Source organism: Citrobacter sp. Cpo091, assembly GCF_030332645.1.
GTDB classification, from domain to species: domain Bacteria; phylum Pseudomonadota; class Gammaproteobacteria; order Enterobacterales; family Enterobacteriaceae; genus Citrobacter; species Citrobacter portucalensis.
Genome location: NZ_JAOWHL010000031.1, coordinates 50,449 through 76,076, shown reverse-complemented (window position 1 = coordinate 76,076; position 25,628 = coordinate 50,449). Strand labels below are relative to the sequence as shown.

General features: G+C 53.3%; 21 protein-coding genes. 14 read left to right on the top strand and 7 right to left on the bottom strand.

Annotated elements, in window-relative coordinates; all coding sequences use genetic code 11:
• The first annotated feature begins 528 nt into the window (after window positions 1-528).
• The gene (gene pdeC, locus OGY04_RS09735) at window positions 529-2,115 is read left to right on the top strand and encodes a cyclic di-3',5'-guanosine monophosphate phosphodiesterase PdeC (protein WP_286585187.1); all 1,587 of its coding nucleotides are present in this window, start codon (window positions 529-531) and stop codon (window positions 2,113-2,115) included.
• Between the two features lie 2 nt (window positions 2,116-2,117).
• On the opposite strand, the gene soxS is transcribed toward pdeC, so the two are convergent.
• A complete protein-coding gene (soxS, locus tag OGY04_RS09730; RefSeq protein ID WP_003031731.1) occupies window positions 2,118-2,441 on the bottom strand; it encodes a superoxide response transcriptional regulator SoxS in 324 nt (107 codons plus the stop codon).
• 86 nt (window positions 2,442-2,527) lie between these two features.
• Between soxS and soxR the strand changes: the two genes are divergently transcribed.
• The 4 genes from soxR (at window position 2,528) to OGY04_RS09710 (ending at window position 7,535) form a co-directional block, all read left to right on the top strand.
• Window positions 2,528-2,986 (top strand): redox-sensitive transcriptional activator SoxR, encoded by a 459-nt coding sequence (gene soxR / locus OGY04_RS09725; protein ID WP_003826630.1) that lies wholly within the window; start codon window positions 2,528-2,530, stop codon window positions 2,984-2,986.
• A gap of 608 nt (window positions 2,987-3,594) precedes the next feature.
• On the top strand, window positions 3,595-4,944 hold the full coding sequence (gene ghxP, locus OGY04_RS09720) for a guanine/hypoxanthine transporter GhxP (RefSeq protein WP_003826632.1): 1,350 nt from the start codon (window positions 3,595-3,597) through the stop codon (window positions 4,942-4,944).
• A gap of 157 nt (window positions 4,945-5,101) precedes the next feature.
• Complete coding sequence (locus OGY04_RS09715) at window positions 5,102-6,748, top strand: Na+/H+ antiporter (RefSeq protein ID WP_003826634.1); 1,647 nt, start codon at window positions 5,102-5,104, stop codon at window positions 6,746-6,748.
• Window positions 6,749-7,043: 295 nt separating this feature from the next.
• Window positions 7,044-7,535: an REP-associated tyrosine transposase gene (locus OGY04_RS09710; protein ID WP_286585186.1), complete on the top strand. Its 492-nt coding sequence runs from the start codon at window positions 7,044-7,046 to the stop codon at window positions 7,533-7,535.
• Window positions 7,536-7,610: 75 nt separating this feature from the next.
• On the opposite strand, the gene OGY04_RS09705 is transcribed toward OGY04_RS09710, so the two are convergent.
• On the bottom strand, window positions 7,611-8,501 hold the full coding sequence (locus tag OGY04_RS09705) for a LysR family transcriptional regulator (protein WP_032942105.1): 891 nt from the start codon (window positions 8,499-8,501) through the stop codon (window positions 7,611-7,613).
• Between the two features lie 101 nt (window positions 8,502-8,602).
• On the opposite strand from OGY04_RS09705, the gene OGY04_RS09700 reads away from it, so the two are divergent.
• Window positions 8,603-9,013, top strand: a complete 411-nt coding sequence (locus OGY04_RS09700; RefSeq protein ID WP_003826638.1) for a CidA/LrgA family protein — start codon at window positions 8,603-8,605, stop codon at window positions 9,011-9,013.
• The gene (locus OGY04_RS09695; protein WP_003031745.1) at window positions 9,006-9,695 is read left to right on the top strand and encodes an LrgB family protein; all 690 of its coding nucleotides are present in this window, start codon (window positions 9,006-9,008) and stop codon (window positions 9,693-9,695) included. Before OGY04_RS09700 ends, OGY04_RS09695 begins: the two co-directional genes overlap by 8 nt.
• Before the next feature lie 45 nt (window positions 9,696-9,740).
• On the opposite strand, the gene actP is transcribed toward OGY04_RS09695, so the two are convergent.
• From actP to acs, 3 genes are all read right to left on the bottom strand, one after another.
• Window positions 9,741-11,390, bottom strand: a complete 1,650-nt coding sequence (gene actP, locus OGY04_RS09690) for a cation/acetate symporter ActP (RefSeq protein ID WP_008786931.1) — start codon at window positions 11,388-11,390, stop codon at window positions 9,741-9,743.
• Window positions 11,387-11,701 carry a DUF485 domain-containing protein gene (locus tag OGY04_RS09685; protein WP_003031750.1) on the bottom strand — a complete coding sequence of 105 codons (315 nt, stop codon included), beginning with the start codon at window positions 11,699-11,701 and terminating at the stop codon, window positions 11,387-11,389. The genes actP and OGY04_RS09685 overlap by 4 nt, the downstream gene beginning before the upstream one ends.
• Window positions 11,702-11,943: 242 nt before the next feature.
• Window positions 11,944-13,902, bottom strand: coding sequence for an acetate--CoA ligase (gene acs / locus OGY04_RS09680; protein ID WP_286585185.1), 1,959 nt, complete (start codon window positions 13,900-13,902; stop codon window positions 11,944-11,946).
• Between the two features lie 434 nt (window positions 13,903-14,336).
• Here acs and nrfA point away from each other — a divergent pair, with 434 nt between their 5' ends.
• The 7 genes from nrfA (at window position 14,337) to gltP (ending at window position 22,490) form a co-directional block, all read left to right on the top strand.
• Entirely contained in the window at window positions 14,337-15,773 is a 1,437-nt protein-coding gene (nrfA, locus tag OGY04_RS09675) for an ammonia-forming nitrite reductase cytochrome c552 subunit (RefSeq protein WP_286585184.1), read from the top strand.
• A gap of 44 nt (window positions 15,774-15,817) precedes the next feature.
• Complete coding sequence (gene nrfB, locus OGY04_RS09670; protein WP_003826649.1) at window positions 15,818-16,384, top strand: cytochrome c nitrite reductase pentaheme subunit; 567 nt, start codon at window positions 15,818-15,820, stop codon at window positions 16,382-16,384.
• Complete coding sequence (gene nrfC, locus OGY04_RS09665; RefSeq protein ID WP_003031761.1) at window positions 16,381-17,052, top strand: cytochrome c nitrite reductase Fe-S protein; 672 nt, start codon at window positions 16,381-16,383, stop codon at window positions 17,050-17,052. The genes nrfB and nrfC overlap by 4 nt, the downstream gene beginning before the upstream one ends.
• Window positions 17,049-18,005: a cytochrome c nitrite reductase subunit NrfD gene (gene nrfD / locus OGY04_RS09660; protein WP_032942109.1), complete on the top strand. Its 957-nt coding sequence runs from the start codon at window positions 17,049-17,051 to the stop codon at window positions 18,003-18,005. The genes nrfC and nrfD overlap by 4 nt, the downstream gene beginning before the upstream one ends.
• An 8-nt stretch (window positions 18,006-18,013) precedes the next feature.
• Window positions 18,014-20,227 carry a heme lyase NrfEFG subunit NrfF gene (gene nrfF / locus OGY04_RS09655; RefSeq protein WP_234096744.1) on the top strand — a complete coding sequence of 738 codons (2,214 nt, stop codon included), beginning with the start codon at window positions 18,014-18,016 and terminating at the stop codon, window positions 20,225-20,227.
• The gene (gene nrfG, locus OGY04_RS09650; RefSeq protein WP_286585183.1) at window positions 20,224-20,835 is read left to right on the top strand and encodes a heme lyase NrfEFG subunit NrfG; all 612 of its coding nucleotides are present in this window, start codon (window positions 20,224-20,226) and stop codon (window positions 20,833-20,835) included. Before nrfF ends, nrfG begins: the two co-directional genes overlap by 4 nt.
• Window positions 20,836-21,179: 344 nt before the next feature.
• A complete protein-coding gene (gene gltP, locus OGY04_RS09645) occupies window positions 21,180-22,490 on the top strand; it encodes a glutamate/aspartate:proton symporter GltP (protein WP_020996087.1) in 1,311 nt (436 codons plus the stop codon).
• Window positions 22,491-22,568: 78 nt separating this feature from the next.
• On the opposite strand, the gene yjcO is transcribed toward gltP, so the two are convergent.
• Together yjcO and fdhF are read right to left on the bottom strand one after the other, a co-directional pair.
• Window positions 22,569-23,252 (bottom strand): Sel1 family TPR-like repeat protein YjcO, encoded by a 684-nt coding sequence (yjcO, locus tag OGY04_RS09640; protein ID WP_032934129.1) that lies wholly within the window; start codon window positions 23,250-23,252, stop codon window positions 22,569-22,571.
• Window positions 23,253-23,343: 91 nt separating this feature from the next.
• Window positions 23,344-25,491: a formate dehydrogenase subunit alpha gene (gene fdhF / locus OGY04_RS09635; RefSeq protein ID WP_126957355.1), complete on the bottom strand. Its 2,148-nt coding sequence runs from the start codon at window positions 25,489-25,491 to the stop codon at window positions 23,344-23,346.
• Window positions 25,492-25,628: the final 137 nt, after the last annotated feature.

The following is a 25,628-nucleotide window of genomic DNA, read 5'->3' as shown; positions in this document are numbered from 1 at the left end:
ATGCCCAGGACAGCGCGGGGGTGTTCACCGAGGGTGTGATACTCTGGCTATCGACGGGCAATAACATGAATGAAACATTGTTTCTGTTACATGATTTTTGTGAACTATATCACATCTGGTCGTTTGTTCACCAGTATTGGCCGTTATTTTTGCAGGTTTATAACCACTCTAAATGTGTGGTTTTGTTTAATGAAGAGTTGATAATAAATAACCATGTTTTAAACATGCATTTAGTCTACTTGTTATATTTATCCTAAATTAAACGTTAAAAAAAATTAATGAATTTCTTAAATGCAGCCAGGATAATGCTCATAAAAAATTACTCCGTGGGGATAATAACGTTATGAAATAAGCATAACTTTAAGTTTGCCTTACGGAAAAATAATATCATCATCAACTATTATCAGACTTTTACATAGAGAAGTCTGTTGCTAATACTGATAGATTCATGCAACTTAATCAGTCGGTGTTTATAGCATCCTGCCTTGATGGGTTCTGGCATATACGAAACAGGGAAATAGGGCTGACATGAATCACAGAGCGCGACGCAAGATGCTGAAGTTCCTGGGAACATTCATGGTGGTATTGTTCCCCGTGGTGCTGGCGATATGGTTTGCGCACATCCGGGCGATGACCGAAACCCATAGCCAACTCCGCTCTTTTGCTCAACTGGTGTTAAATAAAACAGAATTGGTGATCCTACAAGCTGATTTGGCGCGTGATATGGCCCAGTTGTATCAGGGTAAGATGTGTACCCCGGCACATCAGAAAAGTATGCTAAATATTATTCGCGGTCGTTTATATATCAGTGAGCTAATTTATGCGCAGGGCGATCACTTTTTGTGCTCTACGTCGATGGCGCCGCCTGTTACTTATATTATGCCGACAGCCGATTATAAACGTACGCCGGATATCGCCATCTATTACTACCGCGATACCCCTTTTTTCGCTGGCTACAGAATGACGTACATGCAACGCGGGAACTACGTAGCAGTCATCAATCCATTGTCCTACAGCGAAGTCATGTCAGATGATCCGGATCTCTCCTGGGGCGTGTATGACACAGTAACAGATACGTTTTTCTCTGCTAGTGAAGCGGCAAATATTGCGCAATTCGCGCCGCTCATACGCGGTGAAGCCTCGACCTTTCAACAAGACGATCGCTTCTACACCATCGTGCATTCAGAAAAACGTCCAATTGCGATTATTGTGTCGACCTCAGACAACCGCGTAAGTCAGATTTTCTATCACGAGGCGGCATTAACCATTCCCTTCGGGATTATCTGCAGCATCCTGATACTGCTAATGTGGTGGCGCACGCGCCAGGAATACTTATCTCCCCGGCGCTTATTAAAACGCGCGATCAAAAAACGTCAGCTTTGCCTGCATTACCAGCCGATCATTGATATTAAGAATGGGCAATGTGTTGGTGCTGAAGCTCTGCTGCGCTGGCCGGGCTGTAAAAGTGAGGTGATGAGCCCGACGGAGTTTATTCCACTGGCTGAAAAAGAGGGAATGATTGAGCGGATCACGGATTATGTCGTTGAAGAGGTGTTCAACGATTTGGGGGATTTTCTTTCGGCGCATCCTCAGCTTTCTATATCGATTAACCTTTCCGCTTCTGACTTTCATTCATCCCGATTGATTGCCCTGATTAACGACAAAAATCGTGAGTACTCCGTGGCGGCCCAGCAAATTAAAGTTGAAGTGACCGAGCGTGGGTTCATAGATGTACATAAAATGACCCCCGTAATCCAGGCGTTCCGCAAAGCGGGTTATGAAGTGGCATTTGATGATTTTGGCACGGGATATTCCAATCTGCATAATTTGTCAGCGCTGAATGTCGATATCCTGAAGATCGACAAATCGTTTATTAGCACGTTGTCCACTAACAGCACCAGTCACTTGATTGCCGAACATATTATTGAGATGGCACAAAGCTTACACCTGAAGACGATTGCGGAAGGGGTGGAAACGAAGGAGCAAATCGAATGGCTGCTTGAACGCGGCGTACAGTATTGTCAGGGCTGGTATTTTGCGAAGGCGCTGCCGCCGCAGGAGTTCATGCACTGGATACAACGGTCGCCCGCCATACTGACGCAGAGCGGGCAATAATCTTACAGACGATGGCGGTAGTCGCTGGGAGTACGATCAAATTCGCGGCGAAACACACGCGAGAAGGTTTGTTGCGACACATAACCAAGATCCATCGCGATATCAAAAATAGGTCGCTCAGTTGTCCGTAGTTCAACGGCGGCCAGCAAAAGTCGACGCTGGCGGATGTAGTCACCCAAGGTCTGGCGCGTCACCGTGCGGAACATTCTTTGTAAATACCACTTCGAGTAACCTGATTTTTTCGCCACCGCCTCAATGTTCAGCGGTTGATCGATATGTTCATCAATCCATTCAATAAGGGTCTGAATAATCTGCTGATGGGACATAGGGCTGCCTCTTTCTCAGTATTCGATTCGTCGTTTTGTCTGTGGGCGAGTATAATTCCTCAAGTTAACTTGAGGTAAAGCGATTTATGGAAAAGAAATTACCCCGGATAAAAGCGCTGCTCACACCAGGTGAAGTCGCCAAACGTAGCGGCGTGGCGGTATCGACCCTGCATTTCTATGAAAGCAAAGGGTTAATCAGTAGCATGCGCAACAGCGGCAATCAGCGGCGATACAAACGTGATGTGTTGCGTTACGTCGCGATAATTAAGATTGCTCAACGCATCGGGATCCCGCTGGCCACGATCGGTGACGCGTTAGGTGTATTACCTGAGGGGCATTCGCTTAGTGCCAAAGAGTGGAAGCAGCTCTCTTCGCAATGGCGTGAAGAACTGGACCGACGCATCCATACTTTGGTGGCGCTACGCGATGAGCTGGATGGGTGTATTGGTTGCGGATGCTTGTCACGCAGCGATTGCCCGTTGCGTAACCCAGGCGATCAGCTTGGCGAGCAGGGGACCGGAGCGCGCCTGCTGGAAGATGATTAATTGGTTTAAAATATGTGACGGGTATGAAGGATATAAAACTAAAGCGCCACAGAGGGCGCTTTAGTTTGGTTCCGGTCTTTGTCTTTCACTCTATCCCGCTGGTTCACGGGAGGGTTTCCCCCGACATCAACACCCCTCAGTCGAGCACATTAGGGGAGGTTCCGGCCTGTGTTGATAATGTAAGTGTAAGCCACCTCCCTCCATTTGCCAGTGAAATGGTGATTTTTTAGCCAAAAAATTTTACGCATCTTCACCTGTTTTCTTGCGCGAGTTGCGCGAAATAAACACGCCGATGTTGTAATAACTCCGCGAAATTTGTTGCCAAATTGCGCATTGACGATAACGTTTGCGCATCGACTGGTTATTTCTTGCGCGTTATAAGAAGAAATGAGTAAAAAGCGGCAAAGTTCAGTTGAAAACCAGCGTATGATCGCTGGATAATCGTTTGCTTTTTTTTACCACCCGTTTTTTATGCGCGGAGCTAAACGTTTGCTTTTTTGCGACACCCCTATTGACGCAAACCTGGCACATGGAGAAAACGTTTAGCAGGCAGTGGATTGTCCAGCACGCATAATGACGAAAAAATAAACTCTCAGGGGATGTTTTCTATGTCTACGCCTTCAGCGCGTACCGGCGGTTCACTCGACGCCTGGTTTAAAATTTCGCTCCGCGGCAGTACCGTTCGTCAGGAAGTCGTTGCCGGATTAACGACCTTCCTGGCCATGGTCTACTCCGTTATCGTGGTTCCGGGGATGCTGGGTAAAGCCGGGTTCCCACCTGCTGCTGTATTTGTGGCGACCTGTCTGGTCGCGGGCGTCGGTTCTATTGTGATGGGCCTGTGGGCAAACCTGCCGCTGGCAATTGGTTGCGCCATTTCTCTGACCGCATTTACCGCATTCAGCCTGGTGCTGGGCCAACATATTAGCGTGCCCGTTGCGCTGGGTGCGGTGTTCCTGATGGGTGTCCTGTTTACCATCATTTCCGCGACCGGTATCCGTAGCTGGATCCTGCGCAATCTGCCGCAGGGCGTTGCGCATGGTACGGGGATTGGTATCGGCCTGTTCCTGCTGCTGATTGCGGCAAACGGTGTCGGTCTGGTAATTAAGAACCCGCTGGACGGCCTGCCGGTTGCGCTGGGTGACTTCGATACCTTCCCGGTCATTATGTCGTTGATTGGTCTGGCGGTGATTATTGGCCTCGAAAAACTGAAAGTACCGGGTGGCATTCTGCTGACCATTATCGGTATTTCCGTGGTTGGTCTGATTTTCGACCCGGCCGTGCATTTCTCCGGCATTTTTGCCATGCCGTCTCTGAGTGATGAAAACGGCAATTCGCTGATCGGCAGCCTGGATATCATGGGGGCACTGAACCCGATTGTCCTGCCGAGCGTGTTGGCGCTGGTCATGACCGCTGTCTTCGATGCAACCGGAACCATCCGCGCGGTAGCCGGACAGGCGAATCTGCTGGATAAAGACGGACAGATTATCGACGGTGGCAAAGCGCTGACCACTGACTCCCTGAGCAGCGTGTTCTCTGGTCTGGTGGGTGCAGCTCCGGCGGCGGTTTACATTGAATCCGCAGCGGGTACGGCTGCAGGCGGTAAAACTGGCCTGACAGCGATCACCGTTGGCGTGTTGTTCCTGCTGATTCTGTTCCTCTCTCCGCTCTCTTATCTTGTACCTGTGTACGCAACGGCACCTGCGCTGATGTATGTGGGTCTGTTGATGCTGAGCAATGTTGCGAAAATCGATTTCGCTGACTTTGTCGACGCAATGGCAGGACTGGTTACGGCCGTATTTATCGTGCTGACCTGTAACATCGTTACCGGCATCATGATTGGCTTTGCTACCCTGGTAATTGGCCGCATCGTTTCTGGTGAATGGCGCAAACTGAACATCGGCACCGTGGTGATCGCCATCGCGCTGGTGGCCTTCTACGCCGGCGGTTGGGCTATCTGATTCTGATTTTCTGACGATCCTAAAAACGGGTGGCTTTGGCCGCCCGTTTTCATTTTCAGAACACACTCGTTGTCTTTTGCGTTACTCTCAATTAGATAGAATTGAGGCACGACGCCTCTCATTAGCAATCATAAGAAACATCGCAAACAGGGAACGCATGGAAATCTTTTTCACCATACTCATCATGACCCTTGTGGTCTCGCTGTCGGGGGTATTTACTCGCGTATTGCCCTTCCAACTTCCTTTACCCCTTATGCAGATCGCCATCGGCGCCTTGCTGGCGTGGCCGACGTTTGGTTTGCATGTGGAATTCGATCCTGAGCTGTTCCTGGTTCTGTTCATCCCGCCGCTGCTCTTTGCCGATGGCTGGAAGACGCCAACGCGTGAGTTTCTCGAGCACGGGCGAGAGATTTTCGGCCTGGCACTGGCGCTGGTGCTGGTCACGGTGGTCGGCATTGGATTTATGATTTACTGGCTGGTGCCGGGGATCCCTCTCATCCCAGCCTTTGCGCTGGCTGCTGTGCTATCGCCAACCGATGCCGTCGCACTTTCCGGCATTGTGGGAGAGGGACGTATACCGAAGAAAATCATGGGTATCCTGCAGGGCGAAGCGTTGATGAACGACGCCTCCGGTCTGGTCTCTCTGAAATTTGCCGTCGCCGTGGCGATGGGCACAATGGTATTCACCGTTGGTGGCGCAACGCTTGAGTTCTTCAAAGTGGCGATTGGCGGCATCCTGGCTGGTTTTGTCGTCAGTTGGCTGTACGGCCGCTCCCTGCGCTTCCTCAGCCGCTGGGGCGGTGACGAGCCGGCAACGCAAATCGTCCTGCTGTTCCTGCTGCCGTTTGCGTCTTACCTGATTGCGGAACATATCGGCGTTTCCGGTATCCTCGCAGCGGTCGCTGCCGGGATGACGATCACCCGTTCCGGGGTGATGCGCCGCGCGCCGCTGGCGATGCGTTTACGTGCTAACAGTACCTGGGCGATGCTGGAGTTTGTGTTTAACGGCATGGTCTTCTTGCTGTTAGGGCTACAGTTACCGGGAATTCTGGAGTCTTCTTTGGCGGCGGCCGAGGCCGATCCGAATGTTGAAATCTGGATGCTGTTTACCGATGTCGTGCTGATTTACGTGGCGCTAATGCTGGTGCGTTTTGGCTGGCTGTGGACCATGAAAAAGTTCAGTCTGCGCTTCCTGAAGAAAAAACCGATGGAGTTTGGATCCTGGACGACGCGTGAAATCATGATCGCCTCTTTTGCCGGTGTACGCGGGGCCATTACCCTCGCCGGTGTGCTCTCCATTCCTCTGTTGTTACCGGACGGTAGTGGCTTCCCGGCGCGATATGAGCTGATCTTCCTTGCCGCAGGCGTGATCCTGTTCTCGTTGTTTGTTGGCGTGGTGATGCTGCCGATTCTGCTACAACATCTGGAAGTGGCAGACCACTCGCAGCAGCAGAAAGAGGAACGTATTGCCCGCGCCGCCACGGCAGAAGTGGCGATTGTCGCGATCCAGAAAATGGAGGAGCGACTGGCCGCAGACACCGAAGAGAACATCGATAACCAGTTGCTCACCGAGGTGAGTTCACGCGTGATTGGTAACCTGCGCCGACGCGCCGACGGGCGCAACGATGTGGAAAGCTCGATGCAGGAAGAAAACCTCGAGCGACGTTTCCGCCTGGCAGCGCTGCGTTCAGAACGCGCGGAGCTTTATCACCTGCGCGCCACGCGTGAAATCAGCAATGAAACGCTGCAAAAACTACTGCACGACCTGGATTTGCTGGAAGCGCTGTTGATTGAGAATCAGTAAACGATAGCGCCTGATGCGGCCTACAAGACCGGCATACCGATGTAGGCCGGATAAGGCGCTAGCCGCATCCGGCGAAGGGGTGCCTGATGCGCTACGCTTATCAGGCCTACAAAACCGGCAATAGCGATGTAGGCCGGATAAGGCTTTAGCCGCATCCGGCGAAAGGTGGGCCAAATGCCGCGCAACTGGCTGCAAGAAATTATTCATCGTGTAATTTGTGAGTGGCTTTCCTGAACGAATCCATCCCTCTTGTCGATTCCCTCTTTTCTCCATACGGTTGAGGAAAGGGGGAAACATGTCCAACTATCGACGAAATTACATCAATGGGGGAACCTGGTTTTTTACGGTAAATCTGCAGGACCGTCGAAGCCATCTTCTGACTGCCAACATTCACGCGCTTCGGTGTGCAATCGCTGCGGTCAAAAAGGTTAGGCCTTTTCGCATCAATGCGTGGGTCGTTTTACCCGAGCATATGCATTGTATATGGACGTTACCTGGCAATGATGCGGATTATTCCTCTCGCTGGCGGGAAATTAAGAAGCATTTCACCCACTCATTGTCTTCCCGACATATCTGGCAATCTCGCTTTTGGGAGCACACCATCCGTGATGAACATGATTATCGCCAGCATGTTGATTATATTTACATTAACCCGGTGAAGCACGGTTGGGTAAAGCAGGTACAGACTTGGCCTTTTTCAACATTTCATCGTGATGTGAGGCACGGTTTGTACCCGCAAGATTGGGCAGGTGAAATCATGGATTTTAATGCGGGTGAACGTGCCTGATGCGCTATGCTTATCAGGCCTACAACACCGGCATACCGTTGTAGGCCGGATAAGGCGTTAGCCGCATCCGGCATTTTACGACGCTTGCGGTAGCCAAAACCCTTCACAGCATTTGAGCCACGCCTGGGCGCTGTGCGACAGATACACGCCTTCGCGCCAAATCATGCCCAACTGCCAGCGTAAGTCACTCTCCAGAGGGATCCAGCGCAACGTTTGCTTATCCAGCCGCTGGCAAATCGGCTCCGGTAAAATGGCAATCCCGACCCCGGCTTGTACCATTGCCGCCAGAAAATCCCACTGCCCGCTGCGCACCGCGATGCGGGGTTTGACGTTGTGTTGGCTAAACAGCTCAAGCAATTGGCGGCTCAACGCGAAATCTTCGTTGTAGATAAGCAGCGGATGTTCCGCCAGCGCCTCGGGGGAAATGGATTCGCACGTTGTCCACTGACCGGAGCGAGGAACCAACACGCAGAGTGGATGGCTAAAAAGCGGTAAGGTTGCCAGACCGCTCTCTTCTTCAACTGGCAGCGCGGTCATCGCGACATCCAGGTCACCGTTCATTACCGCCTGCTGAACGGTTAAGCCGCCAAATTCAGAGACCTTCAGCTCAACGCCGGGATAGCGCTGGCGAAACAGGCCGATCGGCCCGGCCATCAACATCCCCACCATGGGCGGGATACCGAGGCGCAGCACGCCCTTGTTGAGGTGATTTATGTCACTGAGTTCCGCTTCAAGCTGGCGAAACTCGGCAAGGATCGCCAGGCCGCGTTCGAAAACGACCTGCCCGGTATCGGTTAACAGCAGTCGCCGACCATCGCGGATTAACAGCGTGCAGTTAAGCTCGTCTTCAAGGTTCTTCAACATCTTGCTGATGGTGGGCTGGGTGACAAAAAGCTTCTCCGCTGCGCGGGTAAAGCTCTGCTGACGAACCACTTCAACAAAATATCGCAGCGTTCTGATATCCATGATTATTCCTTAAGACTATGCCTGCAATGAGTTTAATTCATTTCAGTCCTGGAAGGGGGCTCTCTATACTGGCGCTCTCTATTTTTTAAGGACATACCCTCATGGCTGTGGCGATAAGCCGCGTGACGCCTGCCGTTATTCATCGACTCCAGATTCCTGTTCAGGTTCTGTTGTACGCAGGTCTTTTTGTATTTGCTCAATATCTTGTCTCCTGGCTGCATCTGCCGCTTCCCGCCAACCTGGTCGGGATGGTGCTGATGCTGGCGTTAATTGTCTGTCGGGTTATCCCGCTGAACTGGATTCGCGCAGGTGCTCGCTGGTTACTGGCTGAAATGCTGCTGTTTTTTGTTCCGGCGGTGGTCGCCGTTGTGAACTACACGCAGCTGTTGCTGGTTGATGGCTGGCGTATATTTGCCGTGATTGCGATCAGTACGCTGATGGTGCTCGGCGCAACGGCGTGGGTGGTGGATAAAGTGTATCGCTATGAAATGCGCAGGCTAAACCGTGAGTAATTTCCAGTTAAGCGTGTTGTGTCTGGTGATTACGCTGGGTATCTACTTTGCCAATAAGCGCCTGTATCGCCGTTTTCGTAAATTACCCCTGATGCCATTAGTTCTCACCCCAGCCCTGCTGGTGCTGATGCTGGTTTTCGGCCATATCTCCTGGCAAAACTATATCGGTGAATCGCACTGGTTGCTGTGGCTTTTAGGCCCGGCGACCATCGCGTTTGCCGTTCCGGTGTATGACAACCTTGCCGTGATTAAGCGTCACTGGATGTCGCTGACGGCTGGCGTGGTTACGGCAACGCTGGTGGCCGTCACCAGTTCCGTATGGCTGGCGCGCCTGTTTATGTTGCCTGATGAGATCCAACGCAGTCTGGCGGTGCGCTCCGTCACCACACCGTTTGCGCTGGCGGCGGCAGAACCGTTGGGCGGGCAGCCGGACCTGGTGGCATTGTTCGTGGTGGTGACCGGCGTATTTGGTATGGCGGTCGGCGATGTGCTGTTTTTACGGCTTTCCATTCGTGAAGGGATGGCGAAAGGCGCAGGATTTGGCGCAGCATCGCACGGCGCAGGCACGGCACGCTCTTATGAACTCGGTCAGCAGGAAGGGGTCGTTGCCAGCCTGGTGATGATGCTTTCCGGCGTGGTAATGGTGCTGGTGGCACCGCTGGTGGCGAGGCTGATGTTCTGAGAAAGGATGTAATCCTCCGGCCCGAAAGCCGGAGGAGAAGGGAAGTTAGTGCGCGCGACCTTGTTCTACGCCGTACCCGGTCTGGGAACGGATGAACTGAGCACGGAACTGCTCGCGTTCGCGGTTGCCTTCTTCTGAGTTGTCGGTGGCAGAGAAGAACCAGATCCCGAGGAATGCTACGCTGATGGAGAACAGCGCCGGATACTCATACGGGAAAATGGCTTTTTCGTGACCGAGGATCTGGACCCAAATCGTTGGACCAAGAATCATCAGCACCACTGCCGTCAGCAGGCCTAACCAGCCACCCAACATTGCGCCACGCGTGGTCAGTTTCGACCAGTACATAGAGAGCAGAATGATGGGGAAGTTACAGCTCGCCGCGATGGCGAACGCCAGGCCGACCATGAAGGCGATGTTCTGGTTTTCGAACAGCACGCCGAGCACGATGGCAATCACGCCCAGCACCAGCACGGTGATTTTCGAAACCCGCAGCTCTTCACGTTCGGTGGCGCCTTTGCGGAACACGTTAGCGTACAGGTCGTGAGACACTGCCGATGCGCCCGCCAGCGTCAGACCGGCAACCACCGCCAGAATGGTGGCAAACGCCACGGCTGAGATGAAGCCGAGGAACAGGTTACCGCCCACCGCATTCGCCAGGTGAACCGCCGCCATGTTATTACCGCCAATCAGCGCGCCCGCAGCATCTTTGTACGCCGGATTTGCACCTACCAGCATGATTGCGCCAAAGCCGATGATAAAGGTCAGGATATAGAAATAACCCATAAAACCGGTGGCGTAGAACACGCTCTTACGTGCTTCACGGGCATCGCTAACCGTGAAGAAGCGCATCAGGATGTGCGGCAAGCCCGCCGTACCAAACATCAGGCCGAGACCTAACGACAGTGCGGAGATTGGGTCTTTTACCAACCCGCCCGGGCTCATAATGGCTGAACCTTTCGGGTGTACCGCCATCGCTTCGGTGAACAGATTATTGAAGCTAAAGCCGACGTGCTTCATCACCATAAAGGCCATAAAGCTGGCACCGAACAGCAACAGTACGGCTTTGATGATCTGTACCCAGGTGGTCGCCAACATGCCGCCAAACAAAACGTACATCATCATCAGCACGCCAACCAGTACGACAGCGATGTGATAGTTCAGACCAAACAGCAGCTCAATCAGCTTACCTGCGCCAACCATCTGCGCGATCAGATACAGCGCAACCACCACCAGGGAACCACAGGCGGACAGTATACGGATTGGCCCTTGCTTCAGACGATAAGACGCAACGTCTGCAAAGGTGTAACGACCCAGGTTACGCAAACGCTCAGCAATCAGGAACAGGATAATTGGCCAGCCGACCAGGAAGCCGAGTGAATAGATCAGCCCGTCATAACCGGAGGTAAAGACCAGCGCGGAAATCCCGAGGAACGATGCCGCCGACATATAGTCGCCCGCAATCGCCAGCCCGTTCTGGAAACCGGTGATGTTACCGCCAGCGGTGTAGTAATCATTACGTGAACGTACGCGCTTAGACGCCCAGTAGGTAATGCCGAGCGTAAAGATGACGAAAATCAGGAACATAATAATCGCCTGCCAGTTGGTTGGCTGGCGTTGGACTGCACCGCTAATAGCATCCGCCGCGTTTGCGGCGAAGGGCAGCGTGGCGGCAAGCGCCGTCAGGACTCTCTTCATGATGCTTTAACCTCGTGCAAAACCGCATTGTTCAGGCGATCGAATTCACCGTTTGCCCGCCAGATGTAGATCCCGGTCAGGATGAAGGAGATAAGGATCACACCGACCCCAATCGGAATACCGCGGGTGACGCTGGTTCCCGCGTGTAGCGGAGTACCCAGCCAGCCCGGCGCAAAGGCAATCAATAATATAAAGCTGATATAAACTGCCAGCATGATGATGGACAGAATGGTGGCAAACCGTTGCCGTTTTTCTACTAACTCCCTGAAACGCGCACTGTCTTCTATCCGCTGATAAATTTGGTCATTCATCACAGAGCTCTCCAGAGGTCCCCCTGCGTCTTTCGTGCTACAGGTTCGTTGGCCGCACTCGCCCACCCCAGTCACATAGTGAACTATGCTCTTGGGGATGTGCTCGCTTGCCGCCTTCCTGTAACACGAAATCCTTTGGGGGAGGTTTTTTATATTTCCCTCCCGGTGAAGAGAGGGTAGGGTCAGATTTGTAGGCCGGATAAGACGCTTTCGCGTCGCCATCCGGCATTTTCAGGACTTTGTTATGATGGCATCGCGATGGCCTGCTTCTCTTCGAGCAGTTTCTCCACGACGCCAGGATCGGCGAGGGTCGAGGTATCGCCCAGATTGCTGGTATCGCCCGCCGCGATTTTGCGCAGGATGCGGCGCATGATTTTGCCGGAGCGGGTTTTCGGCAGTGAGTCGGTCCAGTGCAGCACGTCTGGCGTTGCCAGCGGGCCAATTTCTTTACGCACCCAGTTGCGAACCTCGGCGTACAACTCAGGTGACGGCTCTTCACCGTGATTCAGCGTGACGTAGGCGTAGATCGCCTGGCCTTTAATATTATGCGGAATTCCCACCACCGCGGCTTCGGCAATCTTCGGATGCGACACCAGCGCTGATTCGATTTCAGCCGTTCCCAGACGGTGGCCAGAGACGTTCAGCACATCGTCCACACGTCCGGTGATCCAGTAATAGCCATCTTCGTCACGGCGCGCGCCGTCGCCGCTGAAGTACATATTCTTGAAGGTAGAGAAGTAGGTTTGCTCAAAGCGTTCGTGATCGCCAAACAGCGTTCTCGCCTGGCCTGGCCACGAGTCGGTAATCACCAGGTTACCTTCCGTCGCGCCTTCCAGTGGATTACCTTCGTTATCGACAATCGCAGGCTGTATGCCAAAGAATGGACGGGTTGCAGAACCGGCTTTCAGCTCGGTAGCGCCCGGCAGTGGGGTGATCATGAATCCCCCGGTTTCGGTCTGCCACCAGGTATCGACGACCGGACATTTTTCGTTGCCGATCTTCTTCCAGTACCACTCCCACGCTTCCGGGTTGATCGGCTCGCCAACGGAACCCAGGATACGCAGCGACGAACGGTCAGTACCTTCAATCGCTTTGTCGCCTTCTGCCATCAGTGCGCGAATGGCGGTCGGTGCGGTATACAGAATATTGACCTGGTGCTTGTCCACAACCTGCGACATACGCGCAGGCGTTGGCCAGTTTGGTACGCCTTCGAACATCAGCGTGGTTGCGCCGCAGGCCAGCGGGCCGTACAGCAGGTAGCTGTGTCCGGTTACCCAACCCACGTCAGCGGTACACCAATAGATATCGCCCTGATGGTAATCAAACACGTACTTAAAGGTGGTTGCAGCGTAGACCAGATACCCGCCGGTGGTGTGCAGCACGCCTTTCGGCTTGCCGGTTGAACCGGAGGTATACAGGATAAACAGCGGATCTTCCGCGTTCATCTCTTCCGGTTGATGTTCTGAGCTGGCTTTCTCGATAAGATCGGACCACCACAGGTCACGGCCTTCCTGCCACTCCGTTTTACCACCGGTACGTTTGAGGACGACCACATGTTCAACGGTTTTTACGTTTGGATTTTTCAGCGCATCATCCACGTTCTTTTTCAGTGGGATAGCGCGTCCGGCGCGTACGCCTTCGTCGGCGGTGATCACCAGGCGTGAATTGGAGTCGATAATACGTCCGGCGACGGCTTCCGGTGAGAAACCACCGAAGATGACAGAATGCACGGCCCCAATGCGGGCACAGGCCAGCATGGCAACCGCAGCTTCTGGCACCATCGGCATATAAATGGCCACCACGTCACCTTTTTTAATGCCTAAATCCAGTAGCGTATTGGCGAAACGGCAGACATCGCGATGCAACTCGCGATAGGTAATGTTTTTGCTTTGGGTAGCGTCATCGCCTTCCCAGATAATGGCGGTACGATCGCCGTTTGCCTGCAGATGGCGGTCAAGGCAGTTTGCGGCCAGGTTCAGGGTGCCGTCTTCGTACCATTTAATAGACACGTTGCCTGGTGCGAAGGAGGTGTTCTTCACCTGGCTGTACGGCTTGATCCAATCAAGAATCTTTCCCTGCTCGCCCCAAAATGTGTCGGGTTCGTTAACGGATTGCTGGTATTTCTCTGCGTACTGCTCCGGATTTATCAGGCAACGATCCGCAATGTTTGCGGGAATAGCGTGTTTATGTATTTGGCTCATGGCTTTTGTTCTCCTTGTAGGATGTTAATAATATGTCTCATAAACGTTAAATGTAGGGGCTTTGAGAGTTTTGTTTAGTATTTGCGCGGCAGATCACGCAATAAACGAATTGTGCAAATTAGCGACAAACTGAATTTTGAAGGGAACTAGCAAAAATTGATTAAATCTCGCGATAACATGCAGTTATCTAAAGGATTGTTGAAAAGGTGATCTGTCTCTGAATTAGACAAAAGAGTGAGAGATTAGAGGGGTGTTATAACTCTAAAGTGGTATTTTACATACACTTACAATTGATTAAAAACAACATTTTCAGTGTGGTTTCTTGTTACAAATAGGGTGGAGCAATGTCATGACAGTATTCGTGTGGTTGCTGTTGTGGAAAACAATAAAAGAACCGCCATTGCAGATAATGGCGTCATCTGGATGAGACCCCTATGGCAAGGATAAAATCACGCGTACGCCGTTTCTTCAGCCTGTTATTACCTTTATTATTTATTTCTGCTGTTCACGCTGAACAAACTTCTGTACCTGCAAAAACCGTCACCGTTGAAGCGAAGAATGAAACCTTCGCACCTCAGCATCCCGATCAATATCTCTCCTGGAAAGCCACGTCTGGGCAATCAGCCCGTGAAGATGCACTGGCAGAAGATCCGCGTCTGGTGATCCTGTGGGCGGGATACCCATTCTCGCGCGATTACAACAAACCGCGGGGACACGCGTATGCCGTGACCGATGTCCGTGAAACCTTACGTACCGGCGCACCAAAAACGGCAGAAGATGGTCCGTTGCCGATGGCCTGCTGGAGCTGTAAAAGCCCGGACGTAGCGCGTCTTATCCAGAAAGACGGTGAAGATGGCTACTTCCACGGTAAATGGGCGCGCGGCGGTCCGGAAATTGTTAACAACCTCGGTTGTGCGGATTGCCATAATACCGCGTCACCAGACTTCGCCAAAGGCAAGCCAGAACTGACCCTGTCGCGTCCTTATGCAGAACGCGCGATGGAAGCCATCGGTAAACCGTTTGAGAAAGCCGGTCGCTTTGACCAGCAATCCATGGTCTGCGGCCAGTGCCACGTGGAATACTACTTCGACGGTAAAAACAAAGCCGTTAAGTTCCCGTGGGACGACGGCATGAAAGTCGAGAACATGGAGAAATACTACGACAACATTGCTTTCTCTGACTGGACCAACTCCCTGTCTAAAACGCCGATGCTGAAAGCGCAGCACCCGGAGTATGAAACCTGGAGCGCGGGCATTCACGGCAAGAACAACGTGACCTGTATCGACTGTCACATGCCGAAAGTGCAAAACGCGGAAGGCAAGATCTATACCGACCATAAGATTGGTAACCCGTTCGACAACTTCCCTCAGACCTGCGCGAACTGCCACACCCAGGACAAAGCATCCCTGCAAAAAGTGGTCGCCGAGCGTAAACAGGCTATTCATGACCTGAAAATCAAAGTTGAAGATCAGCTGGTTCGTGCGCACTTCGAAGCGAAAGCCGCATGGGATGCGGGCGCGACTGAAGCGGAAATGAAGCCGATTCTGGAAGATATCCGCCACGCACAATGGCGCTGGGACCTGTCTATCGCCTCACACGGCATTCATATGCACGCCCCGGAAGAAGGTCTGCGGATGCTGGGTAGCGCAATGGATAAAGCCGCCGACGCGCGTACCAAACTGGTCCGTCTGCTGGCGACCAAAGGCATCACGCATGAAATTCCGTTGCCGGATATCTCGACCAAAGAGAAAGCCCAGGCGGCGATTGGTCTGAACATGCAGCAAATCAATGCTGAGAAGCAGGACTTCATCAAAACGGTGATTCCGCAGTGGGAAGATCAGGCGCGTAAAAACGGTCTGTTAAGCCAATAACCCCATTTCGCCCCGCAAGGGGCGGATAACTCAACGGAGTGAATATGAGCGTATTACGTTCGTTATTAACTGCTGGGGTGCTGGCGTCAGGCTTGTTATGGAGCCTGAGTGGAATCACTGCCACGCCAACGCCGCAGGAGTCGGATCAACGCTGGACGGTTACCCAACAGCGTAATCCGGATGCCGCCTGTCTGGACTGTCACAAGCCGGATACCGAAGGCATGCATGGTAAGCATGCGGAAGTCATCAACCCGAATAACAAACTGCCGGTCACCTGCACCAACTGTCACGGCCAGCCGTCACCGAACCACCGTGAAGGGGTGAAAGATGTGATGCGCTTTAATGAGCCGATGTACAACGTGGAGCAGCAGAACAGCGTCTGTATGTCCTGTCACCTGCCTGAGCAGCTGCAAAAAGCGTTCTGGCCGCACGATGTCCACGTAACCAAAGTGGCGTGTGCCAGCTGTCACTCACTGCATCCGAAGCAAGACACGATGCAAACGCTGAGCGATAAAGGACGGATCAAGATTTGCGTCGATTGCCATAGCGATCAGCGTAACAATCCGAACTTTAACCCGGCGTCGATTCCGTTGCTTAAGGAGCATCCATGAGTTGCTCTCGTCGCCAGTTTATCACCGGCGTCGGCGCGCTGGTGGCAGTGAGCGGGACGGCGGGGCGCGTTGTGGCGAAGACGCTGAACATCAACGGCGTGCGTTACGGTATGGTACATGATGAGTCATTATGCATCGGCTGTACGGCCTGCATGGATGCTTGTCGCGAAGTCAACAACGTGCCGGAAGGCGTATCGCGTCTGACGATTATTCGCAGTGAGCCGCAAGGAACGTTTCCTGATGTGAAGTATCGCTTCTTCCGTCACTCGTGCCAGCACTGCGACCACGCTCCCTGCGTTGACGTCTGCCCGACGGGGGCATCGTATCGTGATGCCGCCAGCGGCATTGTGGATGTGAACCCGGACCTTTGCGTTGGCTGCCAGTACTGCATTGCCGCGTGTCCTTATCGCGTGCGCTTTATCCATCCGGTGAGCAAAACGGCGGATAAATGCGATTTCTGCCGGAAAACCAACCTGAAAGCGGGCAAACAGCCCGCCTGCGTTGAGTCATGTCCGACGAAGGCGCTGACGTTTGGTAATCTGGACGATCCCAACAGCGATATCTCCCGTTTGTTGCAGCAGAAAACGACCTACCGTTACAAGCTGGCGTTGGGTACAAAACCGAAGGTCTACCGCGTTCCCTTTAAATTTGGGGAGGTGAGCCAATGACATCCGCTTCTGCATTTCATTTTGAATCACTGGTGTGGGACTGGCCCATTGCCATCTATCTGTTCCTGATAGGTATCTCTGCCGGACTGGTCACGCTGGCGATTCTGCTGCGTCGCTTCCATCCGGAGGCGGGCGGTTCGGACAGCACGCTGCTGCGCACTACGCTGGTGTTAGGGCCGGGGGCGATTATCCTCGGTCTGTTAATTCTGGTGTTCCACCTGACGCGTCCATGGACCTTCTGGAAACTGATGTTCCACTACAGCTTCACTTCGGTGATGTCGATGGGGGTCATGCTGTTCCAGTTGTACATGGTGGTGTTAGTGCTGTGGCTGGCAAAAATCTTTGAAAAAGAGGTAATTGCTCTGCAACAGCGCTGGCTGCCGCGGTTAGGTATCGTGCAGAAAGTATTGACGCTGATCGCGCCGTTCCATCGTGCGCTTGAGACGTTAATGCTGGTGCTGGCGGTCCTGCTCGGGGCGTACACCGGTTTTCTGCTGTCGGCGCTGAAATCTTACCCGTTCCTGAATAACCCGATCCTGCCGGTGCTGTTCCTGTTCTCTGGGATCTCCTCCGGCGCCGCGGTGGCGCTGATCGCCATGGCGTTACGCCATCGTAGCAACCCGCACAGTACCGAAGCGCACTTTGTGCATCGTATGGAAGTCCCGGTGGTATGGCTGGAGATCTTCCTGCTGGCGGCGTTCTTCGTCGGTCTGGCGCTGGGCGATGACGGCAAAATGCGCGCGCTGGCGGCGGCACTGGGCGGTGGATTCTGGACCTGGTGGTTCTGGCTTGGCGTGGCTGGGCTTGGGCTGATACTGCCGATGCTGCTAAAACCCTGGGCCAACCGCAGTTCGACGTTTCATGGCGTGCTGGCAGTCTGCGGCGCCAGCCTGACCGGCGTACTGCTGCTGCGTTTTTTTATACTCTATGCGGGTCAGCTAACCGTTGCGTAAGGTGATATCTGGACGTTCTCCTTCCTGAAGCCGGTTTTCTGGCGCTGTTATTAAGCCTTGGGGTCAACGTGTTGACCCCGCTTGCCGTGCTGGTGGGTGTCCGCCAGCGCTGGCAAGGGGTGATGCGGCTTGCAACGGTGGGCGTGTGGGCGCAATTTACCCTGCTACTGCTGGCTTTTGCCATTCTGGTATTCTGCTTTTTGACCAGCGACTTTTCGGTGGTCTACGTTGCTCAGCACAGCTACAGCCTGCTGCCGTGGGGATTAAAACTGGCGGCGGTGTGGGGCGGTCATGAAGGATCGCTGCTGTTGTGGGTGCTGTTTCTTTCCGGCTGGAGCGCGCTGTTCGCTTTACGCTATCGGCGTGATACCGACGCGCTGTTTCCGCTGACGCTCAGCGTCCTTTCAATGATAACGGCCCTGCTGCTGCTGTTTGTGGTGGTATGGTCCGATCCGTTCGTGCGCATCTTCCCGCCTGCCATTGAAGGGCGCGACCTTAACCCGATGCTGCAACATCTCGGGTTAATCCTCCATCCACCTCTGCTGTATCTGGGTTACGGTGGTTTGATGGTGGCGGCAGGTGTGGCGCTGGCCTCGCTGCTACGTGGTGACTTTAATGCGCAGAGCGCCTGGGTGTGCTGGCGCTGGGCGCTGCCCGGCTGGTGCGCGCTGACGCTGGGGATTATCCTCGGCTCCTGGTGGGCCTATTGTGAGCTGGGCTGGGGCGGCTGGTGGTTCTGGGACCCGGTTGAAAATGCCTCCTTATTGCCCTGGCTTTCCGCCAGCGCGCTGCAGCATAGCCTGTATATCACGCGCCAGCGCGGAATCTTCCGCCACTGGTCGCTGCTACTGGCGATCGTCACGCTGATTTTATCGCTGCTTGGGACGCTGATTGTACGTTCCGGCATTCTCGTTTCGGTACATGCTTTCGCGTTGGATAACGTCCGCGCCGCGCCCCTGTTTGTGCTGTTTACCGTGTTGAGTCTGGCGTCGCTCGGGCTGTACGCCTGGCGGGGCCAGCAAGTCCGGCAGAATGCGCGTTTTGGCGGTTGGTCACGCGAGATGCTGATTCTGGTTGCGCTGCTGCTCTTTAGTGCGGTGCTGCTGATTGTGTTGATTGGCACGCTCTACCCGATGATTTACGGGCTGTTCGGCTGGGGACGGCTCTCCGTAGGCGCACCATACTTTAACCGTGCTACGCTGCCCTTTGGCCTGCTGATGCTGCTGGTTATCGTGCTGGCAACGGTCAGAAGCCGCAACGTGTCTTTCCGCATCCAGCTTCCGGCACTGCTGGCGCATGCCGGGGTGCTGGTGTTTGCGGCGGGGATCGTCTTTTCCAGCGGTAGCCGTCAGGAGATAAGCCTGAACCTGAGCCCTGGGCAGCAGGTTGAACTGGCGGGTTACATTTTCCGTTTTGAGCGTCTCGACCTGGAAGCCAAAGGTAACTACACCAGTGAAAAAGCGCAGATCACGCTGTGGCACAATGAGAAACGTATTGGCAGCCTGCAACCTGAAAGGCGCTTCTATGCCGCGCGCCGTCAACAGATGATGGAGCCGGGGATCCGCTGGAATCTGATGCATGACTGGTACGCGGTAATGGGTGAAAAAACCGGACCTGACCGCTATGCCATGCGTTTGTACGTGCAGACCGGCGTGCGCTGGATTTGGGGTGGGGGACTATTAATGGTCTTTGGCGCGCTGCTGAGCGCATGGCGAGGAAGGAAGCATCCAGAGTTATTGCCTGATGGTGCTGCGCTTATCAGGCCTACGAGTGAAAAGCATGGTAGGCCGGATAAGGCGTTCACGCCGCCATCCGGCAAAACGATGTTACTTGTGGCTTTACTGATTTTTCTACCTTTTACCACCCATGCCCAGGTTGTGGATACCTGGCGCTTTGAAAATCCGCAACAGCAGGAACAAGCGCTGTCCATTGCCAGCCAGCTTCGCTGCCCGCAGTGTCAGAACCAAAACCTACTGGAATCCAATGCGCCGGTAGCGGTCAGTATGCGCCATCAGGTTTATAGCATGGTGGCGGAAGGGAAAAGCGAAGCCGAGATCACGACATGGATGACCGAGCGTTACGGTGACTTCGTTCGTTATAATCCGCCGCTGAATGAGCAAACGCTGCTGCTGTGGGCGTTACCGTGCCTGTTGTTATTGCTGGTTGGTGTGGTGGTCTGGCGAGTGAGAAGACGTCAGCATACGGAGGAAGGTGAACAATGAACCAGTCCGAACCGCTGTTACGCCCAATGCCTGTGAAGCGGCTGACCGCTGCGGCGGTGCTGATGGTTGTGGCCTGCATTGGAGGCTACTTGTTGACGCAAAAATGGCAGGCGGTTCGTCAGGAGCAGACGAGACTGGCGGACCCTTTACATGCTTTCTCCGATGAGAATGTTCAGGAAAAACAGTTGCTTTTGCTGCAATCGCAGATTCGCGCTAATCCCCAGGACGGCGTGAAATGGGCGCAACTCGGGGAGTACTATCTTTGGCAAAACGCGTATCATAATGCGCTGCTGGCCTACGAACAGGCGCTGCGTGTCGGCGGTGAAAATGCTGAGATCTATTCAGCGATGGCAACGGTATTGTATTACCAGGCCGGACAACATATGACGCCGCCCACTCGCGAGATGATTGATAAGGCTCTGGCGCTGGACCCGGCAGAGGTCACCGCGCTGATGCTGTTAGCCTCAGATGCGTTTATGCAGGCAGACTACGCCCAGGCTATTTCAGTGTGGCAAAAGGTTATGGATTTAAACTCGCCTAGGGTGAACCGGGCACAGCTCGTTGACTCTATTAATATGGCGAAGTTATTGCAGAATCGGCAAAAATAAATTTATTTTTTTTGTGATTTGTATCATTTGGCCTGTTTAAAAAACAGGCAAACGAACAAATGGGCGAAAAAAACTCACACCATGACTTCTTCATTTTTGAACATATTAAAATTCTTTTATAACAAAAAGTTATTCATCAATACCGCGATAAAATTGCATTTTTATGCATAAAATCAGCCAAAAGCCCTGTTCTTAGAGGGTTGCGCGGAATGCCATGCAGATGATAATGATAATAAGCGTTAAAAAACTCCATAAACGAACGCAACACAATTCATACCCTTTCAGTATGTACTATTCCCACACACCGCATGTGGAATAGCGCTCCATCGAGGAAGTCCGTTGTTATGAAAAATTTGAAAGTCAGCCTGGCATGGCAGATTCTAATCGCCATGGTGCTGGGCATTCTGCTAGGGAGTTACCTGCATTACCATAGTGACAGCCGTGAATGGCTGGTTGTAAACCTGCTGTCACCGGCGGGCGATATCTTTATCCATCTGATCAAAATGATCGTTGTGCCCATTGTCATCTCTACGCTGGTTGTCGGTATTGCCGGAGTCGGTGATGCAAAACAGCTGGGCCGCATTGGCGCCAAAACTATTCTCTATTTCGAAGTGATCACCACCGTGGCGATTATCCTTGGGATCACGCTGGCTAATGTGTTCCAGCCGGGTTCCGGGATTGATATGTCGCAACTGGCGACCGTGGATATTTCGAAATATCAAAGCACGACTGCAGAAGTACAGAGCCACGCGCATGGTTTGATGGGGACAATTTTGTCACTGGTGCCGACCAATATCGTCGCCTCGATGGCAAAGGGCGATATGCTGCCGATTATCTTCTTCTCGGTGCTGTTCGGTTTAGGTTTGTCTTCCCTGCCGGCCACTCACCGCGAACCGCTGGTTACCGTGTTCCGCTCTATTTCCGAAACCATGTTTAAAGTGACCCACATGGTTATGCGCTATGCGCCAGTCGGCGTTTTCGCGCTGATTGCCGTTACCGTCGCAAACTTCGGTTTTGCCTCCCTGTGGCCGCTGGCGAAGCTGGTGCTGTTGGTGCACTTTGCCATCCTGTTCTTCGCGCTGGTGGTGCTGGGGATTGTCGCGCGTATCTGCGGTTTGAGCATCTGGATCCTGATCCGCATTCTGAAAGACGAGTTGATTCTGGCTTACTCTACCGCCAGCTCCGAGAGCGTACTGCCGCGTATTATCGAGAAGATGGAAGCCTATGGCGCACCGGCTTCAATCACCAGCTTTGTGGTGCCGACCGGCTACTCATTCAACCTTGATGGTTCAACGCTGTACCAGAGTATTGCCGCGATCTTTATTGCGCAGCTGTATGGTATCGACCTGTCGCTGTGGCAGGAAATCGTGCTGGTGTTGACGTTGATGGTGACCTCGAAAGGGATTGCGGGCGTGCCGGGCGTATCATTCGTGGTGCTGCTGGCAACGCTGGGCAGCGTGGGGATCCCGCTGGAAGGCCTGGCGTTTATTGCCGGTGTTGACCGTATCCTCGACATGGCGCGTACCGCGCTGAACGTGGTGGGTAACGCACTGGCGGTGCTGGTTATCTCCAAGTGGGAACACAAATTTGACCGCAAAAAAGCGCTGGCCTATGAGCGCGAAGTATTAGGTAAGTTTGATAAGACCGCCTTGTAGGCCAGATAAGGCAACGCCGCCATCCGGCAACCTGCTCCGGGTTGCCTGATGGCGCTACGCTTATCAGGCCTACAACGACTACCCGTTGGTTAACTTATCAAACTCTTCGCAGCCGGTATCGAATCCTTCCGTACAGCTCAGATTCAGCCAGTGCAGTGCCTTCTGTTTATTCTTCACGATAAAACCCTGCTCACCGTTTAAGAACATCATCCCGGCCCAGTATTCGGAATAGCCGGTGCGGGAAATGGCAGAGCTACGTTTGAAATACCACGTCGCTTTCTCATCGTCTGCGGGAATACCCACGCCGTTGGCGTAAATCAGCCCAAGCAGCATTTGCGCGTCGACGGCGGAGTCGTTTTCCAGGTCCTCGGAGGCGTTTTGCAGCAAGGTAATGGCTTTGGGGTAATCGGTGTGTCCAGCCTGAGTATTGACCAGAATACGCGCCAGCGTAATTTCCCCGGTTTTACTGCCTGCCTGGGTCGCTTTTTCCGCCAGCGTTTTGGCCTGAGGGTAATCCAGACTGACCGGATTGGTAATCTTAATCTGTGCCAGCAATGCGTAAGCATCGGCATCACCATTGTCGGCGGCTTTTTGCGCCCAATATTCCGCTTTACCCAAATCGCCTGAGCTAAACCAGGTATCAGCGAGGAAATATTGTGCACGTCGGTCTCCGGACTCGGCGGCTTTCAAAAACTGACTACCGGGCTCTTCGGCATGGACAAAGCATGTCATTAACACCATCAAGGCGAAAAGTCGTTTCATCTTATATTTAGATTTAGTGTAGGGAATGAACAGTATAGAGAGATTATATGCATAAAAAAACGGCCTCCGAATGGAGGCCGTCAGGGGAAGCTTAACCCATCGCGCTTTCGCGCAGGCTGGCTTTCAGCTTGGTGTACTCATCAATGACATACTGCTCGGCAGCGCGCTGATCGGCAATGCGTTCAACGTTTACAGCACAGTACTTGTACTCCGGCGTTTTGGTAATCGGACTTAAGTTCTCGGTTACCAGTTCATTACATGCGCCAATCCACCACTGGTAGGTCATGTAAATCGCGCCTTTGTTTGGACGATCGCTGACTGCCGCACGGGTAATGACCCGGCCTTTACGCGAGTTCACCCACACCAGCTCTTCATCCTGGATGCCCAGGCGTTCTGCGTCGGCGGTGTTGATCTGGGCATAGCCCGGTTCATCCGCCAGCGCGGCCAACGCCGCACAGTTACCGGTCATCGAACGGCAAGAGTAGTGGCCGACTTCACGCACTGTAGACAGTACCATCGGGTACTCCTCAGTGAGTTTGTCGATTGGCGCTACCCAGTCGCAGGTGAAGAACTGCGCCAGGCCGTTCGGGGTGTCGAACTTCTCTTTGAAGAGATAAGACGTACCCTGGTCGGCTTCTGAGGTGTCGCGGCAAGGCCACTGGATATAACCCAGTTCGCCCATTTTCTCGTAAGTGGCACCGTAGAAATCCGGGCACAGATGACGCAACTCGTCCCAGATTTCCTGGGTGTTGTTGTAGTGCATCGGATAGCCCATACGGGTGGCGATTTCACTGATAATCTGCCAGTCCGTTTTCAGATCCCACTTCGGCTCAACGGCTTTAAAGAAGCGCTGGAAGCCACGGTCAGCTGCGGAGAATACGCCTTCATGCTCACCCCATGACGTAGACGGTAAAATAACGTCTGCGGCAGCGGCAGTTTTGGTCATGAAGATATCCTGCACGATGACCAGTTCCAGATCCTCAAAGCCTTTGCGCACTGCGGAGAGTTCAGCATCGGTTTGTAATGGATCTTCACCCATGATGTACGCCGCGCGTACTTCGCCATGCGCTGCACGGTGCGGCAGTTCGCTGATGCGATAGCCGGTATGAGCAGGCAGACTTTCCACGCCCCAGGCTTTAGCGAACTTCTCGCGGTTAGCCGGATCTTTCACATACTGATAGCCCGGATAAGTATCCGGCAGCGCGCCCATGTCACATGCGCCCTGAACGTTGTTCTGCCCACGAACCGGGTTAACGCCCACGCTCGGCTTACCGAGGTTGCCGGTCAGCATTGCGAGGCTGGTCAGTGAACGCACGGTTTCCACGCCCTGATAGAACTGGGTAACACCCATGCCCCACAGGATTGCCGCGCTTTTCGCCGTGGCATACATACGTGCAGCCTGACGAATATCCTGCGCGCTAACGCCAGTGATATCTTCGACGGACTCCGGCGTGTAGCCTTCGACGATCTTGCTGTACTCTTCGAATCCTTCCGTACGGGAGGCGACGAACGCCTGGTCGTACAGTTTTTCTTCGATGATGACATGACCCATAGCATTGAGCAGCGCGATGTTCGAGCCGTTTTTCAACGCGATGTGCATGTCGGCAATACGCGCGGTTTCAATTTTGCGCGGATCGCAGACGATGATTTTCGCCCCGTTACGTTTAGCATTAATCACGTGATTCGCCACGATCGGGTGGGAATCCGCCGGGTTGTACCCGAAGATGAATACTAAATCTGTGTTATCAATTTCATTGATAGCATTACTCATTGCGCCGTTACCGACCGATTGGTGCAGACCTGCAACCGATGGGCCGTGTCAGACGCGAGCGCAGCAGTCAACGTTATTGGTACCAATAACGGCGCGCGCGAATTTTTGCATTACATAGTTGGTTTCGTTACCTGTACCGCGAGATGAACCGGTCGTCTGAATAGCGTCCGGGCCGTACTTCGCTTTGATGGCGCTCAGACGACTGGCGACGTAATTCAGCGCTTCATCCCAGGAAACAGATTCCAGTTTGCCGCCACGCTGGCGACGGATCATAGGGGTTTTCAGACGAGGGGTCAGGATCTGGGTATCATTGATAAAATCCCAGCCATAGTAGCCCTTCAGACACAGGGTACCCTGGTTGGTTTTCCCCTGCGCCGCTTCAGCCCGGACGATTTTGCCGTTATCGACCACCAGGTTGATTTTGCAACCTGATGCGCAATATGGGCAAACCGTGACGACTTTTTTCATCGGTCTCGCTCCAGTTAATCAAATCGCGCATACGCGCTTGTCGTTTTTGTTATGCATCTTTTATGCCATGTTTTTATCAGGGGCATTAGTCGATATTACGGGCGAATTTTGCGCAAAACCCTGACGAAAAACAGGCT

Excerpts from the sequence above, each read along its gene's own strand:
- nrfC (WP_003031761.1), top strand. The coding sequence starts at position 16,381 with ATGAGTTGCTCTCGTCGCCAGTTTATCACCGGCGTCGGCGCGCTGGTG.
- yjcO (WP_032934129.1), bottom strand. The coding sequence starts at position 23,252 with ATGAAACGACTTTTCGCCTTGATGGTGTTAATGACATGCTTTGTCCAT.
- OGY04_RS09715 (WP_003826634.1), top strand. The coding sequence starts at position 5,102 with ATGGAAATCTTTTTCACCATACTCATCATGACCCTTGTGGTCTCGCTG.
- OGY04_RS09705 (WP_032942105.1), bottom strand. The coding sequence starts at position 8,501 with ATGGATATCAGAACGCTGCGATATTTTGTTGAAGTGGTTCGTCAGCAG.
- soxR (WP_003826630.1), top strand. The coding sequence starts at position 2,528 with ATGGAAAAGAAATTACCCCGGATAAAAGCGCTGCTCACACCAGGTGAA.
- acs (WP_286585185.1), bottom strand. The coding sequence starts at position 13,902 with ATGAGCCAAATACATAAACACGCTATTCCCGCAAACATTGCGGATCGT.
- nrfB (WP_003826649.1), top strand. The coding sequence starts at position 15,818 with ATGAGCGTATTACGTTCGTTATTAACTGCTGGGGTGCTGGCGTCAGGC.
- nrfA (WP_286585184.1), top strand. The coding sequence starts at position 14,337 with ATGGCAAGGATAAAATCACGCGTACGCCGTTTCTTCAGCCTGTTATTA.
- gltP (WP_020996087.1), top strand. The coding sequence starts at position 21,180 with ATGAAAAATTTGAAAGTCAGCCTGGCATGGCAGATTCTAATCGCCATG.
- OGY04_RS09685 (WP_003031750.1), bottom strand. The coding sequence starts at position 11,701 with ATGAATGACCAAATTTATCAGCGGATAGAAGACAGTGCGCGTTTCAGG.
- actP (WP_008786931.1), bottom strand. The coding sequence starts at position 11,390 with ATGAAGAGAGTCCTGACGGCGCTTGCCGCCACGCTGCCCTTCGCCGCA.
- soxS (WP_003031731.1), bottom strand. The coding sequence starts at position 2,441 with ATGTCCCATCAGCAGATTATTCAGACCCTTATTGAATGGATTGATGAA.
- ghxP (WP_003826632.1), top strand. The coding sequence starts at position 3,595 with ATGTCTACGCCTTCAGCGCGTACCGGCGGTTCACTCGACGCCTGGTTT.
- nrfG (WP_286585183.1), top strand. The coding sequence starts at position 20,224 with ATGAACCAGTCCGAACCGCTGTTACGCCCAATGCCTGTGAAGCGGCTG.
- OGY04_RS09710 (WP_286585186.1), top strand. The coding sequence starts at position 7,044 with ATGTCCAACTATCGACGAAATTACATCAATGGGGGAACCTGGTTTTTT.
- OGY04_RS09700 (WP_003826638.1), top strand. The coding sequence starts at position 8,603 with ATGGCTGTGGCGATAAGCCGCGTGACGCCTGCCGTTATTCATCGACTC.
- pdeC (WP_286585187.1), top strand. The coding sequence starts at position 529 with ATGAATCACAGAGCGCGACGCAAGATGCTGAAGTTCCTGGGAACATTC.
- nrfD (WP_032942109.1), top strand. The coding sequence starts at position 17,049 with ATGACATCCGCTTCTGCATTTCATTTTGAATCACTGGTGTGGGACTGG.